This is a genomic window from Terribacillus saccharophilus (genome assembly GCF_002272745.1).
In the GTDB taxonomy this organism is placed as follows: domain Bacteria; phylum Bacillota; class Bacilli; order Bacillales; family Amphibacillaceae; genus Terribacillus; species Terribacillus saccharophilus_B.
Genome location: NZ_NPBD01000002.1, coordinates 252,503 through 270,856, shown reverse-complemented (window position 1 = coordinate 270,856; position 18,354 = coordinate 252,503). Strand labels below are relative to the sequence as shown.

The 18,354-nt window shown below is 44.9% G+C and carries 18 protein-coding genes and 1 pseudogene; all 19 read right to left on the bottom strand.

Annotated elements, in window-relative coordinates:
• Window positions 1–138: 138 nt before the first annotated feature.
• Window positions 139–372 (bottom strand): RNA chaperone Hfq, encoded by a 234-nt coding sequence (gene hfq, locus CHH58_RS03185; protein WP_038560416.1) that lies wholly within the window; start codon window positions 370–372, stop codon window positions 139–141.
• A gap of 41 nt (window positions 373–413) precedes the next feature.
• Window positions 414–1,343 carry a tRNA (adenosine(37)-N6)-dimethylallyltransferase MiaA gene (gene miaA / locus CHH58_RS03180; protein ID WP_095234297.1) on the bottom strand — a complete coding sequence of 310 codons (930 nt, stop codon included), beginning with the start codon at window positions 1,341–1,343 and terminating at the stop codon, window positions 414–416.
• Between the two features lie 85 nt (window positions 1,344–1,428).
• The gene (locus CHH58_RS03175) at window positions 1,429–1,884 is read right to left on the bottom strand and encodes a Dps family protein (RefSeq protein WP_095230240.1); all 456 of its coding nucleotides are present in this window, start codon (window positions 1,882–1,884) and stop codon (window positions 1,429–1,431) included.
• 36 nt (window positions 1,885–1,920) lie between these two features.
• Entirely contained in the window at window positions 1,921–2,094 is a 174-nt protein-coding gene (locus CHH58_RS18565) for a peptidoglycan-binding domain-containing protein (protein ID WP_346426079.1), read from the bottom strand.
• Window positions 2,095–2,148: 54 nt separating this feature from the next.
• Window positions 2,149–2,544: pseudogene (locus tag CHH58_RS18560) on the bottom strand (M23 family metallopeptidase); the annotation flags it as partial.
• Window positions 2,545–2,654: 110 nt separating this feature from the next.
• On the bottom strand, window positions 2,655–4,493 hold the full coding sequence (mutL, locus tag CHH58_RS03165; RefSeq protein WP_095230238.1) for a DNA mismatch repair endonuclease MutL: 1,839 nt from the start codon (window positions 4,491–4,493) through the stop codon (window positions 2,655–2,657).
• Window positions 4,494–4,505: 12 nt separating this feature from the next.
• Window positions 4,506–7,100 carry a DNA mismatch repair protein MutS gene (mutS, locus tag CHH58_RS03160; protein ID WP_095261999.1) on the bottom strand — a complete coding sequence of 865 codons (2,595 nt, stop codon included), beginning with the start codon at window positions 7,098–7,100 and terminating at the stop codon, window positions 4,506–4,508.
• A 113-nt stretch (window positions 7,101–7,213) separates the two neighbouring features.
• A complete protein-coding gene (cotE, locus tag CHH58_RS03155) occupies window positions 7,214–7,789 on the bottom strand; it encodes an outer spore coat protein CotE (RefSeq protein ID WP_095230234.1) in 576 nt (191 codons plus the stop codon).
• A 183-nt stretch (window positions 7,790–7,972) separates the two neighbouring features.
• Window positions 7,973–8,335 (bottom strand): RicAFT regulatory complex protein RicA family protein, encoded by a 363-nt coding sequence (locus tag CHH58_RS03150; RefSeq protein ID WP_095232649.1) that lies wholly within the window; start codon window positions 8,333–8,335, stop codon window positions 7,973–7,975.
• Window positions 8,335–9,894 (bottom strand): tRNA (N6-isopentenyl adenosine(37)-C2)-methylthiotransferase MiaB, encoded by a 1,560-nt coding sequence (gene miaB / locus CHH58_RS03145; RefSeq protein ID WP_095230390.1) that lies wholly within the window; start codon window positions 9,892–9,894, stop codon window positions 8,335–8,337. The genes CHH58_RS03150 and miaB overlap by 1 nt, the downstream gene beginning before the upstream one ends.
• Window positions 9,895–9,998: 104 nt before the next feature.
• Window positions 9,999–10,259, bottom strand: coding sequence for a stage V sporulation protein S (locus CHH58_RS03140; protein WP_038560399.1), 261 nt, complete (start codon window positions 10,257–10,259; stop codon window positions 9,999–10,001).
• A 156-nt stretch (window positions 10,260–10,415) separates the two neighbouring features.
• Window positions 10,416–11,213, bottom strand: coding sequence for a TIGR00282 family metallophosphoesterase (locus CHH58_RS03135; RefSeq protein WP_095230230.1), 798 nt, complete (start codon window positions 11,211–11,213; stop codon window positions 10,416–10,418).
• 76 nt (window positions 11,214–11,289) lie between these two features.
• A complete protein-coding gene (rny, locus tag CHH58_RS03130) occupies window positions 11,290–12,852 on the bottom strand; it encodes a ribonuclease Y (protein WP_038560395.1) in 1,563 nt (520 codons plus the stop codon).
• Between the two features lie 217 nt (window positions 12,853–13,069).
• On the bottom strand, window positions 13,070–14,113 hold the full coding sequence (gene recA, locus CHH58_RS03125) for a recombinase RecA (RefSeq protein ID WP_095230228.1): 1,044 nt from the start codon (window positions 14,111–14,113) through the stop codon (window positions 13,070–13,072).
• 166 nt (window positions 14,114–14,279) lie between these two features.
• Window positions 14,280–15,527, bottom strand: coding sequence for a competence/damage-inducible protein A (locus CHH58_RS03120; RefSeq protein WP_095261152.1), 1,248 nt, complete (start codon window positions 15,525–15,527; stop codon window positions 14,280–14,282).
• 1 nt (window position 15,528) lies between these two features.
• Window positions 15,529–16,107: a CDP-diacylglycerol--glycerol-3-phosphate 3-phosphatidyltransferase gene (gene pgsA / locus CHH58_RS03115; RefSeq protein ID WP_095217717.1), complete on the bottom strand. Its 579-nt coding sequence runs from the start codon at window positions 16,105–16,107 to the stop codon at window positions 15,529–15,531.
• Between the two features lie 71 nt (window positions 16,108–16,178).
• A complete protein-coding gene (locus tag CHH58_RS03110; RefSeq protein ID WP_170937505.1) occupies window positions 16,179–17,102 on the bottom strand; it encodes a helix-turn-helix domain-containing protein in 924 nt (307 codons plus the stop codon).
• A gap of 28 nt (window positions 17,103–17,130) precedes the next feature.
• Entirely contained in the window at window positions 17,131–17,886 is a 756-nt protein-coding gene (locus tag CHH58_RS03105) for a DUF3388 domain-containing protein (RefSeq protein ID WP_095217715.1), read from the bottom strand.
• A gap of 163 nt (window positions 17,887–18,049) precedes the next feature.
• Window positions 18,050–18,310 carry a DUF3243 domain-containing protein gene (locus CHH58_RS03100; protein WP_095217714.1) on the bottom strand — a complete coding sequence of 87 codons (261 nt, stop codon included), beginning with the start codon at window positions 18,308–18,310 and terminating at the stop codon, window positions 18,050–18,052.
• Between the last annotated feature and the right edge of the window lie 44 nt (window positions 18,311–18,354).

Genomic DNA, 18,354 nt, shown 5'->3' with positions numbered 1-18,354 from the left:
TCACCCCTCACTGCTGTAGTCTACGCTCAAGACGGGTAGGCCGTGACAAATGCCCAATGGTCTTTTTCTACTTTATTCAGCAACCACGCGCTTTACAACCACAAAACAAAACGAGCGCCATATGGCGCTCGCTCCGATTTAGCTCTGTTCTTTATAATCCAGCGATACATTCTTCACTGGGGAGAATGTGGAAATCGCATGTTTGAAGATTAATTGCTGTCTACCTTCCGTTTCGAACAATACAGTGAAATTGTCAAAAGCCTTCACCGTTCCACGGATTTGGAAGCCATTCGTCAGGAAGACAGTGACTTGCATACGTTCTTTGCGTAGCTGATTCAGATATTGGTCTTGAATATTAACAGATTGAGACATCTATTCCCCTCCTAATTTCTATACGGTTCCTATTTCTACCTTTATTCCAGCTTTCCTGCAAGTTCTTCTAAAATAATTCTAAATTTTTCATTTTTTGTCGCAGGAGTAACTGTATACCAGTCCACACGCATCCTATTGCGAAACCAGGTATATTGCCGCTTGGCATATCGCCTGCTGTTCTGCTTCAACTGGTCAACCGTATCTTCCCAGTCCATTTTCCCTTCCAGATAAGGGATAAACTCCTTATACCCGATTGCCCGCATAGATTGGGTATCTTGAATCCCGCTTTCTACCAGACGTTTGACTTCTTCCAGCAAGCCTTCTGCAAGCATTTTATCAACCCGTAGATTTATCTGCTCATAAAGAAGGTCACGGTCCATATCTAAACCTATCATTGTTGCATCATAACGAGCATCTGGCTCTGTTTCTTCGTGATCACTCATTCTTTTCCCAGTACGATGGAATATTTCCAACGCACGGATGACGCGGCGGACATTATTAGGATGGATGCGCTCTGCCTGTACTGGATCGACTGCCTGCAGTTGTTTGTGCAAATGCACTGGGCCATGGGTTTGGGCCTCCTGCTCCAGTTTCTGCTGATAGCTGTCGTCTCGTTTCGCTTCTGAAAAATCATAAGCATAAAGGGCTGCCTGTATGTATAAGCCGGTCCCGCCTGCAATGATAGGCAGTTTTCCTCGGCTTGCAATATCTTGAACACAAGCCTCTACATCGATTTGAAAATCAGCAGCTGAATAATTCTCATCCGGATCACGAATATCGATCAAATGGTGCGGAATTCCTTGCTGTTCTTCTTTGGTTACTTTTGCCGTTCCAATATCCATGCTTCTGTAAATCTGCATGGAATCGCCGCTGATCACTTCTCCGCCATATCTCTTGGCAATCTCGATACTCAGCTGTGTCTTGCCGACACCTGTAGGTCCGACAATGACGATTACTTTCTGCTTGTCCATGTCATTCTCCTTCTTTAACATGTCATTAGTTTAGCATAACACTGCTAAGAAAGATAAACGAAAAGCCGTGCGCGCTACGCACAGCTTATCGATCGGCATCAATTAGATATTTCGACAAGCGGATCGCCTCGTATTCCAGCTTGCCAAGTATATTAACAAGCAATCCAGCAGTCGCATCATCTTCCTGCCTTTTCGCAAGCGGTATGCCTGTGATTTTGATCTCTTGTGCCAGCTGGCTATAATCATGACGCATTGTCTTGACTACCTCATAATCTTCATCATCGGCCTGAGCTTCCTTTATAGTAGCTTCCTGCAGGAATTTGCTCATAACCGCAATTGGTCTGCCGCCGATGGCAAGCACTCGCTTACCTAAGCATTTCTTTATATCATCCAGCTGTTCGTGCAAATCCTCGGTATATTGCTCAATTACATAACCGTACGGACCTTTTGCATACCAATGGTAACGCTGCAGTTTCACGTGAAGTACACTCACATTGGCTATCTGCTGGTTAAGAAAGTCTACAAGATGCTGATTCTGCATGACTAACGCCTCCTCTGGCTGTCAGCATGCCCAAAATCAGAACAATTTATTCCAAGTAGCCTGGCCGACTATGCCATCCACACCAAGTCCGTTGTTTCGCTGAAAATTGATGACTGCCTGCCTAGTATTAGGTCCAAATATTCCGTCTGCTGTTACTCCCAGCGCCCGTTGGATGCGGCGAACATTTTCTCCTCGGGACCCTGTACGGATATAGCTTCCTGGGTATCTGACACTCGCAGTTTGCTGCGCACTGCTTGCTGTTGAACCGATATAATTGAGCGGGTTGACCGCATTGGATTTTTCAACATTCCATCTGCCTTTGTGCAATTCAAAATGCAGATGCTGACCAGTGGAATCACCTGTGCTGCCCATATAACCGATGAATTGCCCCTGTCTGACAGTATCACCCACACGAACTTGCCGGGATCTGGACCGCATGTGAGCGTATACCGTTTCATACGTTTGACCATTTAGCTGGTGCACAATAAAGACAACTTCTCCATATGATGTAGATACATATGACCTGCTGATAGTACCTGCCGCTGCTGCAACAATACGTACTGTACCAGATTGGGCCCAGTCAACACCATTATGATCCGATCTTGCTCCTCGAAAGCCGCTTGTCAATCTGCCTGTCGTCGGTTTGATGAACAACGCCATACGAATTCTCCTCCCTGTCAATTTTTAGGTTACAGGATAGTATAAGCAGGCTCCAAGTCTGACGGAGCGGTGTACACCTAGACAAGCAAAAAAGGCGCAGTTGCCTGCGCCTATTGTACTCGTTTGAAAAGTTTCTCCAGTTCATAGGAAGTAAAACGGATAATAATCGGCCGCCCATGCGGACAGGTGAACGGATCTTGTGATGTACGGAGCTCTTCCAATAGATGAAACATATCGTCATAATTTAGATGATGGTTCGCTTTAATAGATCGCTTGCAAGACATCATGATAGCTGCTTCTTCCCGCAATTTTCGAATATCCACTTTACTTTCCTGCATCACTTGTTCGACGATTTCCCGAATTATTTCCTCTTCGAAACCTTTCGGGAACCATTGCGGATGAGAACGTACGATATACGTATGGCCTCCAAAAGATTCAAAAAACAACCCAACCGCCTCTAGCTCTGTCTTATATTGTTCGACAACCAATGATTCCTGCTGGGTGAAATCAAACGTAAGTGGAATGAGCAGCTCTTGCAGCTCCTTTTCCACTTCTCCGATTTTTTCTCGGTAATACTCATATTTGATCCGTTCCTGAGCAGCATGCTGATCGATGAGAAAAAGACCTTCTTCATTTTCAGCAAGAATATAAGTGCCATGATGCTGACCGATCGGATACATTGCCGGCACCGCATATTCCGGCTCGCTTTTACTCTCGGTTGAAGCATACTCAGGTTCTTGTACTAAATCAGGAGATGAATCAATGACTATCTCAGGTTCCGGCTCCCGCTGCTGCTCCTGTATGATCGGAGGGACTGTTTCTTTCACCTTGTCAAAGAACCATTGTTCCTGTTCTGGTTCTGCTTCCAGTTCTTTAGCTGGTTTACTTTCAAAGAAAGTGAAGCTTTGCTGTTCACTTTTTTCTTGTATTTTCTTCTGTTTAGGAGCGACAGCTTCTGGAATGAGCCGCTGCTGGCGAAGTGCTTTTGAGACCAGCTGCTCTACAGCATCAAATAATTCCTTTTCTTTGCTGAAACGAACTTCCAGCTTAGCTGGATGCACATTGACGTCCACTAGGACAGGATCCATCTCGATAGTTATGACGGCGAGCGGAAATCTACCAATAGGCAGAAGTGTATGGTATGCCTGCATGACTGCTTTCGCCAAGACAGGATTTCGAATGTACCTGCCATTGACGATAAACGATACATACTGGCGGGAAGCTCGATTTATTTCTGGTTTGGCCGCAAATACTTCCAGCTTGTAATCCAATGTTTCGTGTGATGCTTTGACCATTTTCTTTGCTACCGAATTACCGTAAATCTGAGCAGCAATCTGAAGCATATCTCCTCGGCCAGATGACTGGAACATCGGTTTGTCATTATGAGTCAGTTCAAAACGTATTTCCGGGTGAGCAAGTGCAAGCCGGTTAATCACTTCTGATACATGACCAAGCTCGGTATGAATCGTTTTCATATATTTCAGCCGAGCCGGCGTATTAAAGAATAAATGCCGCACCGTCATTTCGGTTCCTTTACGAGCATCGCATTTGCCTCTTTCTTTGATTGAACCACCTTCCATTACAAGCTTCACACCAGCGTTCTCGCCTGTGCTCGTCTTGATTTCCAACTGGCTTACCGCTGCAATACTGGCTAATGCTTCCCCTCGAAATCCGAGTGTGCGGACATGGAACAAATCATGCTCATTACGGATCTTGCTTGTAGCGTGGCGGTAAAATGCCCGTTCCACATCATCCGGCTCCATGCCATCACCATTGTCGACAATTTTGATTTCGGTCAGCCCTGCTTCCTGTACCGCCACCTTAATGACTGTACTTCCGGCATCAATACTGTTTTCTACCAGTTCCTTGACGACCGAAGCCGGTCGCTCGACCACTTCACCTGCTGCAATCTTATTCGCTAAATCATCCGGCATCAATTGAATCGCCATATGGGAACCTCCTTACTTTTTCGTAGCCATTTGCTGTAATTTATATAGTAGATTCATTGCTTCAAGCGGTGTTTGCTCCATCAGATTAATTGATGCAAGCTCCGCTATCACTTTATCAGCTTTATTGTCTTGTTTCGTTTTTTTCTTTTCTGGTTCAGGCTCTGAGAAGAACGATAGCTGAATGTCATCCGGCTCTTGCATTGTCGGTTTGGATATAGATGGCTTTTCTCCCTGTCCCTCCAGCTCATGGAGAATATGGGATGCACGCTCAATAAGACTCTCTGGCAGCTTAGCTAATTTTGCAACGTGAATGCCGTAGCTTTCATCTGCCGCTCCTTCACGGATTTGGTGAAGGAAGACAACATTGCCATCATGTTCTTCTGCTCGGACGTGGACATTCCGGAGTTTGTCCAGGTTCTCGTCAAGACTCGTAAGCTCATGATAATGGGTAGAGAATAATGTCTTGGCATGGATATTGTTATGAACATATTCAATGATGGCTTGTGCTAGTGCCATTCCATCATATGTGCTAGTCCCTCTGCCGATCTCATCCAGCAAGATAAGACTTCTGTCAGTGGCATGCTCCAATGCATGTCTCGACTCCAGCATTTCAACCATAAAGGTACTCTGACCGGAAACAAGATCGTCCGCTGCACCGATCCGAGTGAAAATTTGATCAAACAACGGCAGATCAGCAGCTTCACACGGCACGAAACATCCTATTTGCGCCATGATGCTTGTCAATGCCACTTGGCGCATATACGTACTTTTACCGCTCATGTTCGGACCGGTGATTAGCAAGATATCAGATGCATTTCCCATCTGCACATCATTTGGTACAAACTGCCCTGTTTTCATCACTTTTTCAATAACAGGATGACGCCCTTCTGTAATCGCCACGGACCGATCTATATTGAATGTCGGACGAGTATACCGTTGCTTTTCACTTACTTCTGCGAAGCTTTGCAGCACATCCAGTTGGCTGATCTGATCTGCAAGCAGCTGAAGAGCTGGAATGTACGTTTTAACATGATCCCGGATTTCCATGAACAAGTTATACTCAAGTTCCACGCTCTTTTCCTGCGCTTCCAAAATGAGTGCTTCTTTTTCCTTCAATTCTGGCGTGATGAAGCGCTCTGCATTGCTTAGCGTTTGTTTGCGCTCGTATTTGCCTTCAGGAAGCAGCTGCAGATTCGCCCGTGTCACCTCGATATAGTAGCCGAACACTTTGTTAAAGCCGACTTTAAGCGATTTGATACCAGTCTCCTCACGCTCACGCTGTTCCAGCGCAGCAATCCACTGTTTTCCGTTTCTTGAAGCATCTCGATACGTATCAAGCTGTTCATGGAAACCATCCTTCAAGATGCCACCATCACGGACACCAATCGGCGCATCTTCATGCAGACTTTTCTCGAGATATTCGCTCAGTTCTGGCAGTGGATTAAGCTCTTTGCCCATTCGCTGCACTTCTTCTTCTGCGAAACCCGACAATACCTGCTTCAATTCAGGCAGTTTCTCAAGTGTCCGTTTCAGCTGCAGAAGATCTCTTGCATTAACATTACCAAAAGCAACCCGGCCGGAAAGTCTTTCTATATCATAAACAGATTGTAAATGCTGTCGGATAGTATCACGTTCGAAGAAGTGATCCAGAAAAGCTTGGACTAAATCCTGGCGTTTTGTGATTGCTTCTTTCTGAAGCAGCGGACGCTCCAGCCATTTCTTCAGCATCCGTGCTCCCATTGCCGTTACTGTGTCATCAAGCACCCATAGAAGGCTCCCATGCTTGCCCTTCTTCAGAATCGTCTCTGTAAGCTCTAAATTGCGCTTTGAATACATATCCAGCGTCATGAAGTGTTTAAGCTCCATCACTTGAAGCGGCTTCAGATGGTCCAAACCTCGCTTTTGAGTTCTTTCCACATAGTTTAACAGCATGCTGAAGCAATCTAGCAATCTTACATCTGTCACATCACCAGTAAGTTTTTTCAGTGATGCGCTCGTGCTGCTGCTATCTTGGTAGGATAATGTCACACCAAGACGAATCTGTAGAGCTTCCTGCAACTGCTGATCCAGTTCTTCATTAATGACGATTTCCCGCACCGGCTGGTTGTATAGCTCGCTTAAAAGACTATCAAATCCACCTTCAAGTAATGCAGCCCGATTTTCTCCCGTTGAAAGGTCATGATAAACAAGACTGTATGTACGATCATTGTTTTCATGAACAGCTGCCAGGTAATTATTCTCCTTCTCATCCAGCATACCGTTTTCCATGACGGTCCCCGGTGTGATCAGCTGGACTACTTCCCGTTTTACAACCCCTTTGGCTGTCTTCGGATCTTCCACTTGTTCACAGATGGCCACTTTGTAGCCGCGCGAAACTAGCGTTCTTATATAATTATCAGCCGAATGATACGGAACACCGCACATCGGCACTTTCTCCTCAACACCCGCATTCTTGCTTGTTAAAGTAATTTCCAATTCTTTCGTCGCTTTTAGTGCATCATCAAAGAACATTTCATAGAAATCCCCAAGCCTGAAGAAAAGGAATGCATCCTTATAGTCGGCTTTAATTCTTAAATATTGCTGCATCATCGGTGTGTAACCTGCCATTTTCCTACTCCCCTGTTTCATTACAATTAGTCCTATTATAACACAGGTATTTTCTCTGTTTCTTCTGCAGTGTCATTCTGAATAATACAAAAAACGAGAGCATTAGCTCTCGTTCAGTCTTCGTCGTCATCCTTTTTATCTAAAAAGTCAGGATCTACATCTTTAAAATCATCTTCAGTCAGCTCATAATCCCAATCTTCTTCAACATCTTCCACTACACAGCCATCAGGATCTACTTTCACACAAAGCTTCGTTTCTCCGATAACTTCAACAAGGAATTCTTTCTCCACTTCGACGAAAATCTTCTGTCCGTGCTGTACGATCTTGCATTCCAGGCAGTTCGGCTGTTGGATTGCTTTCGCATAAACCTCAAATTCGTCATCAAGGCAGTTCTCGTCTTTGATGCTTAATTTGACTAATTCCTTATACTCGACTTTCTCCGAAACAACGTGCGTTTTCGTATTATCATTATACGAATACCAAACGTTGGTTTCATAGGAACCGACTACTTCAACCCCTTTATCACCTTTCTTTTTTGCTTGATAGCGGTGGTTGATGATCCAGCAGCCAAGGATGCTGGATGGTTTGTGTTCCGGACGGATATGATCGATATTCTTGCTAAATTTACGTCCACGGCCAATGACCGCTTTCGTGATGATCTCACGGTAATTCTGCTCTAGAAAACCCATCTTACAAAAACCTCCTCTTTTTACATAGTCATGTTATGCGGTGTGTTCACCTATGGTGTCAGAAAAAATACATTCTCTAACCACAACTGGACGCTCCTTCATTCTATGCATGTGCCTAAAAAGAGGTTATAGAAAACTTACCGACTGGCGCCATTAAAGAAATTAAGCAAAAAAAAAACGGACTTATTTGTCCGTTTCCTCATCCTGAAAGACTGTCTGCTGGATGTTTTGGGAAATGCTCTGCAGAATATGGTTCGTGACAACCTGGGATTCTTTGAATTCCTGGACGACAGGGATGCTGTCAATCTTTTCTTGAATTTCGTCGATTTCCTTTTCCATTTGCTGCTGTGCTTCTCGTTTGCCATAAGCCTGCAAATTGACAGCCTGCTTTTGCTTCATTTTAATTTGATTGATATATGTTTGCACCTTTTTGTTCTCGTTAAGCTTTGCTTCCAACTGATGAAAATGTTCAATCTCATCCAGATTGCTCATGTCATCAGCCAAAGCTTCCGCTTGCTTGAGAATATCTTCGGTGGAATAATTCATTATATGTGTACCTCCGCTGTTGTTTCTGCTAATTCACCATCAAGCGACCATGTTTTCGCTTGTTTTATCCGAACCGGGACAATCTTGCCGACCACCGATTTTGGTCCGCGAAAATTGACTAGCTTGTTCTTTTCGGTATAACCGGCCAGCACGTCGGGGTTCCGTTTGCTATCCCCTTCGACTAGCACATGCACGATCTTACCTTCATAAGCACGCATCGATGCGGCTGCGTGTTCATCTATCACTCTATTCAATCGCTGCAGGCGCTCTCGTTTCACTTCCATAGGGACATTATCCTCCCATTTGGCTGCAGGGGTTCCGTCACGAGGAGAATAAATATACGTAAATGCTGCCTCGAAACCGACTTCCTCTACAAGAGTTAATGTCTCCTGAAACTGCTCCTCGGTCTCATTCGGAAAACCGACTATGATATCCGTCGTAAGTGTCACATTTGGGATAGAACGTCTGATTTTCTTTACCAGAGTCAGATATTCCTCCCTCGTATAGCGTCGAGCCATTACCCGGAGTATGTCACTGCTGCCTGATTGGACAGGCAAATGTATATGATCGAGAAGATTTCCGCCTTGGGCTAGTACCTCTATTAGTTTATCATCAAAGTCCCTTGGATGGGAAGTCGTGAAACGCACACGCGGTATTGCTATCTTTCTAATTTCATTCATCAGATCTCCAAGGCCAAATTCAAGATCAAGCAGATCCTTCCCGTATGCATTTACATTCTGCCCAAGCAGTGTAATCTCCTGATACCCCTGAGCCGCCAGTTGACGCACTTCCTGGATAATGTCTTCTGGACGCCGGCTTCGTTCCTTACCACGCGTGTATGGGACAATACAATATGTGCAGAACTTATCACAGCCATACATGATATTGACCCATGCCTTTATCTTGCCTTTTCGTGCTTTTGGGAGATTCTCTATGACATCGCCTTCCTTGGACCATACCTCCAGAACCATTTCCTTGCTGTATTGCGCTTCTTTCAAGAGCTGCGGAAGTCGGTGGATATTGTGTGTCCCGAAAATCAAATCAATATGAGGATGCTTCTTCAATATCCGGTTTACTACTGCTTCCTCCTGTGACATGCATCCGCATACACCGATAATTAAATCCGGCTTCTCCAGCTTCAATGGTTTCAGATGACCAATCTCTCCGAAAACTTTATTCTCAGCATTTTCTCGAATGGCACAAGTATTGAGAAGAATCACATCCGCCTCGTTTGTCTCTGTTGTCGGCGAATATCCCATCTCCATAAACAATCCTGCCATCACTTCTGTATCATGTTCATTCATTTGGCAGCCGTATGTACGGATAAGGAACTTCTTGCCGTGACCGGCTCCCTGCATTTCTGGTGGAATCGTGAAATCATAATGGAACTGAACATCTTCCTTGCGTCGTTTCTTTGCCTGCTTCAAATTCGGCGGCTGGTACGTCGTCTGAAAATATTTCGCGAAATCAGCTGTGGTTTTCTCATGAAGCGGCTTCTCAACTTCTCTCGTCTGTTCTGCAGCTATCAAACTCACGGATTTACGCTGTTCCTCATTCACTTGTTCCTGCTCCCCCATTCATTGCTCACTATTTTCTACATTATACCAATGCATACTGAAGTGTCCAAGTATTGGAAATAAAAAAGCCCCGCCTTTGGCGGGACTTATCTTGGTTCTATAATCAATTTAATGGCAGTCCGTTCTTCGTTGTCGATCATTATATCCGTAAATGCCGGAATACAAATTAAATCTACACCACTCGGTGCCACAAAGCCACGCGCGATGGCGACAGCTTTCACTGATTGATTGAGTGCTCCTGCTCCGATTGCCTGTATCTCCGCTGAGCCACGTTCCCTTAATACGTTCGCGAGTGCGCCTGCTACTGAGTTTGGATTGGATTTCGCTGAAACTTTTAGTATATCCACCACTGGTACCTCCTTCGTTTACTGGACTACTTTCCTTTTTACTATATTTCTGCAAGATAGTAGATATGCCCATTTCGGGCGATGTCTGAAAAAAGTGATACAACCTGTCCTGGTTCATATCTGTAAACAAAAGTCCTAGTAGGTGAGCAGCAAGGATCAATCCATATACGGGTGGTCATCATTAATCAGGATGCGTTTGATGGAAGAAGCCTTCCCCGTTTGCGGATCCAGATCGATTACTACTCCATTTAATTGTGCTTTACCCTTTTTTGGTACTTCAAAACGTACTGGGAGACCGGTAAGGAATCTTTTAATGACTGCTTCCCGCTCCATTCCGAGGATAGCTTCATACGGACCGGTCATACCGGCGTCCGAAATATATGCAGTACCTGAAGGTAATACCCGTTCGTCTGCTGTCTGCGTATGTGTGTGAGTGCCAACAACTGCACTGACACGCCCATCGACATACCAACCGAAAGCTTGCTTCTCGCTAGTAGCTTCTCCGTGAAAATCAATGAAAATCAAATTCGTCCGTTTACGAGCCTCTTCGATGAGACGGTCAGCTTCCCGGAATGGATCATCCGCAGGCATCATGAAAGTTCGTGCCAACAAATTGATGATCGCTACTTCATACTGATTTACCTTCACATAAATGATTCCCTTACCAGGTGTACCTGGAGGAAGATTCGATGGGCGGACAAGGTATTTGGCATCATCGATGAATTCAAAGATATCCCGTTTATCCCATGTATGGTTGCCCATCGTAATTGCTTGTGCACCCCATTCGAGGAACTGCTTGTAAATCCGTTCATTAATTCCTTTACCATCAGCGCTATTCTCTCCGTTAATGATTGTAAGCTGCGGTTGATAGCGCTGCTTCAAACGCGGTAAATATTCCTGTACCATCTGACGTCCCGGCTCGCCGACAACATCTCCGATAAATAATAACTTCATAATCAAATCCCTTTCTGCATCTCAACTTGTAGTAGATATAGTTTAACATTAAAAAAAGCGGCACAGGGCCGCTTTCTTATTTTGCATATTCAACTGCGCGTGTTTCTCGGATGACCGTGACTTTAATGTGTCCCGGATAATCCAACTCGCTTTCAATGCGTTTCCGGATATCACGTGCGACCTTGATGGATTCCAAGTCGTTGATTTCATCCGGTTTAACCATGATACGGATCTCACGTCCAGCCTGAATTGCGAAGGATTTTTCCACGCCTTGGAAGGATTCTGAAATCTCCTCCAGTTTCTCCAGACGCTTGATGTAGTTTTCCAGTGTCTCACTTCTCGCACCCGGACGGGCTGCGGAAAGGGCATCTGCTGCAGCGACAAGCACTGCAATAATCGATGTTGCTTCCTCATCCCCATGGTGGGAAGCGATACTGTTGATGACGACCGGATGCTCTTTGTATTTCATTGCGAGTTCTTTCCCGATTTCAACGTGGCTGCCTTCGACTTCGTGGTCGATTGCTTTACCGATATCATGCAGGAGCCCTGCACGTCTGGCCAAGGTAACGTCCTCGCCAAGCTCAGCAGCAAGCAAACCAGCTAGGTAAGCGACTTCTGTCGAGTGCTTCAATACGTTCTGGCCGTAACTTGTGCGATACTTCAATCTTCCCAGTATCTTAACAAGATCCGGATGCAAGCCGTGTACCCCAACTTCGAAAGTCGTCTCCTCACCTATCTCGCGAATATACTCATCCACTTCACGTCTGGATTTCTCCACCATTTCCTCAATACGAGCTGGGTGGATTCGTCCATCTTGGACAAGTTTCTCGAGTGCGATTCTTGCGATCTCACGACGGACAGGATCAAAACCGGACAGGATGACCGCTTCAGGTGTATCATCAATGATCAGATCAATTCCCGTAAGCGTTTCTAACGTACGAATGTTACGGCCTTCCCGTCCGATTATGCGTCCTTTCATCTCGTCATTCGGCAAGTTCACGACTGATACAGTCGTTTCCGCAACGTGATCGGCTGCGCAGCGCTGAAGTGCAAGGGAAAGAATGCTCTTCGCTTTCTTATCGGCCTCATCCTTGGCACGATGTTCCGCATCTTTGATCATGACAGCTGCATCGAAGGCAACTTCCTTTTCGACTTTGTCTAGCACGATTTGACGTGCTTCATCAGACGTATAGCCGGAAATCCGCTCCAATTCGAGCTGCTGTTCTTTCACCAAGACTTCCACTTTGCTTTCTAATTCTTCAATTTGTTGTTGTTTTTCAGCTAATAATTGTTCCTTTTTCTCTAACGTAATTTCACGCTTATCAAGCGTATCGCTTTTACGGTCCAGATTCTCTTCTTTCTGCATCAGACGGTTTTCCTGTTTCTGCAGTTCAAGACGACGCTCACGTAATTCCTGCTCCGTCTGCTGACGCAACTGGAAGTTCTCATCCTTCGCTTCGAGAAGTGCTTCCTTCTTAGACGTTTCCGCATTGCGATGGCCTTCTTCTACTATTTGCTTCGCCAATTCCTCCGCACTGGAGATCTTTTTCTCAGCAATAGATTTGCGAACAAGATAACCAACAACACCACCGACGATCAGAGCAAGCAAAATGGAGATGATTAGGTAAAATAGTTCCATGATTTCACCTCCCCTGCTATAAAATTGTACAAACATGTCTGTCGGCATGCACAATGTTTTTCATAAAAAAACTATGGTAACCTTTGAGAAGTATAATAAAAAATAAAATTATACAAATTAATTTTAATCCTGTGTTCGCATGTTGTCAAGAAAACATGGAAAGTACTAGCAGATTAGCCTATATAAAAAGCCCTCGGGTGTAACCGAAGGCTTAGTCTTACATATCCAATGATTCCTGTTCTTCTGACTGCGCATCTTCTGGTAGCTTCTTATCTGCATCGAGGTTATAGTGGTCACGTACAGTTATTTGAATTGTTGTAGCAATTTCCGGATTCTCTTTCAAGAACTGCTTCGCGTTTTCACGTCCTTGACCAAGACGCTCCTCATTATAAGAGTACCAAGCTCCGCTTTTCTGAACGATATCCAAGTCGCTGGCGATATCGATGAGTTCCCCTTCTCTGGAGATCCCTTCTCCGTACATAATATCAACTTCCGCTTGTTTGAAAGGCGGAGCAACTTTATTTTTCACTACTTTAATTCTCGTTTTGTTACCGACCATGTCATTACCTTGTTTAAGCGTCTCTGCACGGCGTACTTCCAAACGTACAGAAGAATAGAACTTAAGTGCGCGGCCGCCAGGTGTTGTTTCCGGGTTACCGAACATAACGCCGACTTTCTCACGGATCTGGTTGATGAAGATAGCAGTCGTTTTAGACTTGTTTATTGCTCCGGACAATTTACGAAGTGCCTGAGACATTAGACGAGCCTGCAAACCAACGTGGGCATCTCCCATTTCCCCTTCGATCTCTGCTTTTGGTACAAGGGCAGCTACAGAGTCGATAACAACGATGTCAACCGCACCGCTTCGCACGAGCGCCTCGGCGATTTCCAATGCTTGTTCTCCTGTATCTGGCTGAGAAAGTAAAAGCTCGTCGATATTGACGCCAAGCTTCTGTGCATAAACAGGATCAAGCGCGTGCTCTGCATCAATGAAAGCTGCTTGTCCGCCGTTGCGCTGCGCTTCTGCAATTGCGTGCAAGGCAACAGTTGTCTTACCAGAGGATTCCGGACCATAAATCTCGATAACACGGCCTTTAGGATATCCTCCTACACCAAGCGCGATATCAAGGGCAAGAGAGCCGCTGGATACAGTAGAAACCTTCTGTTCTGCTCTTTCACCTAGTTTCATAATGGAACCTTTACCGAATTGTTTCTCTATTTGTCTCAAAGCCATATCAAGGGCTTGTTTACGTTCACTCAAATGTATTTCCTCCTTTGGATTATCTATTTCTATTTTAACTTGTTTTTTGAGATATAACAAGCAAAAAGCGAATAAATGTTCCCTTTTTTTATTTCTCCCGAACACACCGATAAAGACAATTCATCCAGGCAAAAAGAGCATTTATTCGCTTCTAACAATAGTCAAATCATGATTTTAAATAATGGAACAGCATATCGAAGCCTTTTTTCACCGCTTGGGCCCGAACGCCTTGACGCGAGCTTCGAATGGAAAGCTCGGTAGTGCGTGTCTGTTTGCCTTTTTCATGAAGGCTGATAAAGACAGTTCCGGGCTCTTTGCCTTCGGAACTATCTGGGCCGGCAACACCGGTGAAACTGATACCAATATCGGCACCAGATAAGCGCACCGTATTCTCGGCCATCTCAATGGCACATTGCTCACTGACAGTGCCTTCCTTTTGGATTGTTTCTTCCTTCACACCAAGCACGTGCTGTTTCATACTAGGTGCATACGTAACGAAGCTGCCAAGAAAGACCTCGGAAGCGCCGCTTAAGGAAACAAGGGCATCTGCGAACAGTCCGCCAGTCAGGCTTTCTGCACTGGCCAGTGTATACTGCCGTTTCTTTAGCATTTCGAACACTTGCTGCTGAACAGAGGTTTCATCATAGCCATAAAAGTATTGACCAACGCGCTCCATCACTTCTTTTTCAACAACATCAATCAAACGGTCTGCTTCTTCCTTCGATTCTGCACGGGCAGTAAGCCTTACAGCAACTTCACCTTCAGAGGCATATGTTGCGATTGTTGGATTTTCCTGAACCTGAATCAAATCAAGCAAGTCCGTTTCCAGCTGTGATTCCCCAATTCCGATGAAATGAAGCAGGCGGGACTGCAAAACAGATTGAAGCTGGTATTTCTCCCGCACATGAGGCAGAACATGATCTGACATAATCTGCTTCATTTCACGAGGGACACCCGGCATAAACGCCCACACCACACCATCATGCTCTACAAGCATGCCTGGTGCCATACCAACTGTATTCTCCAGCACTTTTGCGCCGTCAAACACACGAGCTTGCTTATGGTTGTTCGGAGACATCGTGCGGCCTCGTTTAACGAAGAACTCTTTGATCCGATCCATGGAAACCTTGTCTTCATGCATTTCAAGGCCGGATATGAGCTGAAAAGCTTCTCTTGTCAGGTCATCCTCAGTCGGGCCGAGGCCGCCGGTTACAAGTACAAGGTCTGCATCGCGCTGCGCTTTTGCGAAGGACGATTGCACACGAGCAAGATTATCACCTACTACATGATGATAGAATACGTTGATTCCATGATCAGCAAGCTGCTTGGAGATATATTGTGCGTTCGTATTGTTAATTTGACCGATGAGAATTTCCGTGCCTACAGCTATCACTTCTGCATTGATTTGCTTCATTTTATTTCGACTCCTTCATGACACTCCAGTTTCTTACAAAGTAGTCGACTCCGGAAACGATCGTTAGAATCAGTGCAAGGTACAGGCAAATTGTTGCAAACGGGAAACCGAGATACGAAAATGGCCAATTGTGCAGCAGCAATGCGCTGATAGCGACAATCTGAACCGCCGTTTTCTGCTTACCCATTTTACCTGCTGCCATTACCAGACCTGCACCCGCGGCAACAAGACGCAAACCGGTAACAGCAAATTCACGACTGATGATGATGATCGTAATCCAAGCCGGCGCTAAATCTAATTGTACCAGTAAAATAAGCGCAGCTGAAACAAGTAGCTTATCAGCTAGCGGATCAAGGAATTTACCAAGATTCGTTACTAGATTATATTTACGGGCATAGTAGCCATCCACCCAGTCGGTACAAGATGCAATGATGAATAAAATCGCCCCAGCTAAATGGTTCACTGGGAGTGTTGTGTCACCGATATCGAGAGTTCCCCAATCAAATGGAACTGCCAACAGGATGATGAAGATCGGGATCAGGAAAATTCGTGATAAAGTAATTTTATTAGGTATATTCATGACTGCCTCCTATGTATGTACAAACATAAGTTAAACCCTTTCCATAGACGTAAAGGGTTTAACTCGTATCATTATTTCTTAATATTTACTTTAATGGTCTGAACATCATTATCAATCGGAAATGTTAGTTCCTGACCATTGATTTCCAGTTTTGTTGCTCTTGCAAAACCTGTCTTGATGGAGACTGTCTCCAAATCACTTACATCCTGCTCAACAGCTTCACTTCCGTCAGCGATTGTGCCAGTATAAACATTGCCAGCATTATTGCCATCACCGACTTGCAGCCATGCATCTCCATCTTCTGCAGAAAGTTTCAATGTTACTTCATCACCAGCGTTCTCCAGTGTATATGTTGTAACCGGATTGCTGGCAGTTCCTTCTTCGTCCACAGAAAGTTTAGGTTCTGTTTGCTCTTCTTCCTGCTGTGCTTGCTCTTCTTCAGCAGCTTCATTTGCTTGCTCCTCAGATTCAGCAGACTGATCAGCTGTGTCCTTACCGGATTCCTGCTCACTTTCCGGCGAGGTTACTTGATCTTCATTTTGCTGCTGATTGGCAGAATTATTTTCATTGTTATTATTAGATCCACCAGCGTAAATGAAGACGACTACAATAATGGCAGCCAATACAATTAGTCCAATGATGATAGAAGATAAATAAGGAATGCCTTTGCGTTCCTTGCGAGGAGGTCTGTCATTTTCCCGAACGCGACTGCGTTCCTGACGGGAAGGTGCCTCACTCTCTTCCTGAACCGGGACAGCTGCCGGTGTTTCTTGCTGCTGTTGTTTCGGTTCGAGCACTTCATCCGGATTTAGTCCTACTGTCTGCGCATATTCTTTGATGAAAGCACGTGTGTAGAATTCCCCAGGCATGACGCTGTGGTTATTCTCTTCGATTGCCTTCAAATAACGCTTCTGAATTTTGGTGCGCTGTTGTACGTCCTCCAAAGTCATTCCTTTGGACTCTCTTGCCTCCCGGAGCTTTGCACCAATGTCCATAAATACCACCATCCATCTTTAATATTGCTTAAATCTGTCTGAATTCCGGCTCATAGATGATCTTTTCATCATCATGATTCCGAAGTTCAATAATATAATCGAAATGATCCAATGTAAACTCTGTATCCCGGATAAATATATCTGGATGTTCGATTACCTTTGCTACAGGGAGCCGCATCACTTCGCGTACAAGCTCCCAATGACGCTCACTCGCGCGGCTAGTTGAAACAATTCCGTCGATGATAAAGAGGTTGTCCTCATTGTATTCATCCTGCAGCAGCTGGTTCCTGGCTGTTTGCTTCAGAAGGGTGCTTGAGACGAATAGCCAGCGTTTATTGGCACTGACACTGGCAGCGACGATCGATTCTGTTTTCCCGACGCGAGGCATCCCACGTATTCCTATTACCTTAGAGCCTTCCTGTTTAAACAATTCTGCCATGAAATCGACCAGAAGTCCGATTTCACTCCGGACAAAACGGAATGTCTTTTTATCATCCACATCCCTATGTATATACCTTCCGTGCCTGACAGCAAGCCGATCCCGAAGTTTCGGCTCCCTGGACTTTGTGATATGTACATGTTCCATCGTCCGCAGAATGGAATGGAGACGGATGATCTGTAATTCCTTTTCTGCCGAAAGCAGCATACCGCGCCGTTGGTTCTCCACTCCATTAATCGTCTTGATGTTGATGGATAACATACCGAGCAAAGAAGAGATGTCCCCTAACAATCCAGGCCGGTTGTGCTGGATTTCATATTCCAAGTACCATTCCAATGTTTCCATAGAAAAGCCCCTTTACAGGAAAATAGCGTCTTATATAACGAAAACCTATTCTTACTATAAAGGAAAACAATAGATTAGAAAAGCCATAACAGGCTTATGAGAAGCTATAAAGAAAACCTGCTTCTTTAAAAAGAAGCAGGTTTGAATGAAGTTGGCCGCTTATTTAGCGTGTATGGCCATTGTCTTGGACAAGCTTTACCATAATGTTGGCGATAGCTTGTTTCTCATCCTGAGAAGCGACAGTCCAAAGATCACGAAGGATTTTCTCTTCTGTGTTCTTTGCATCGACTTTCGTCGCAAGATAATCACCGATTTCGTATGCAATGCCTGAGACGGTTTCATTCTCCATCCCTTTGCCTTGCGCCTGATGTAGGCGATCACCTAGGAAGTCTTTCCAAGAATCGAAATTATCAAGAACTGACATGGTGTATTCCTCCTTCATTAGCTTGCAGTATAGCTTTTGACAGA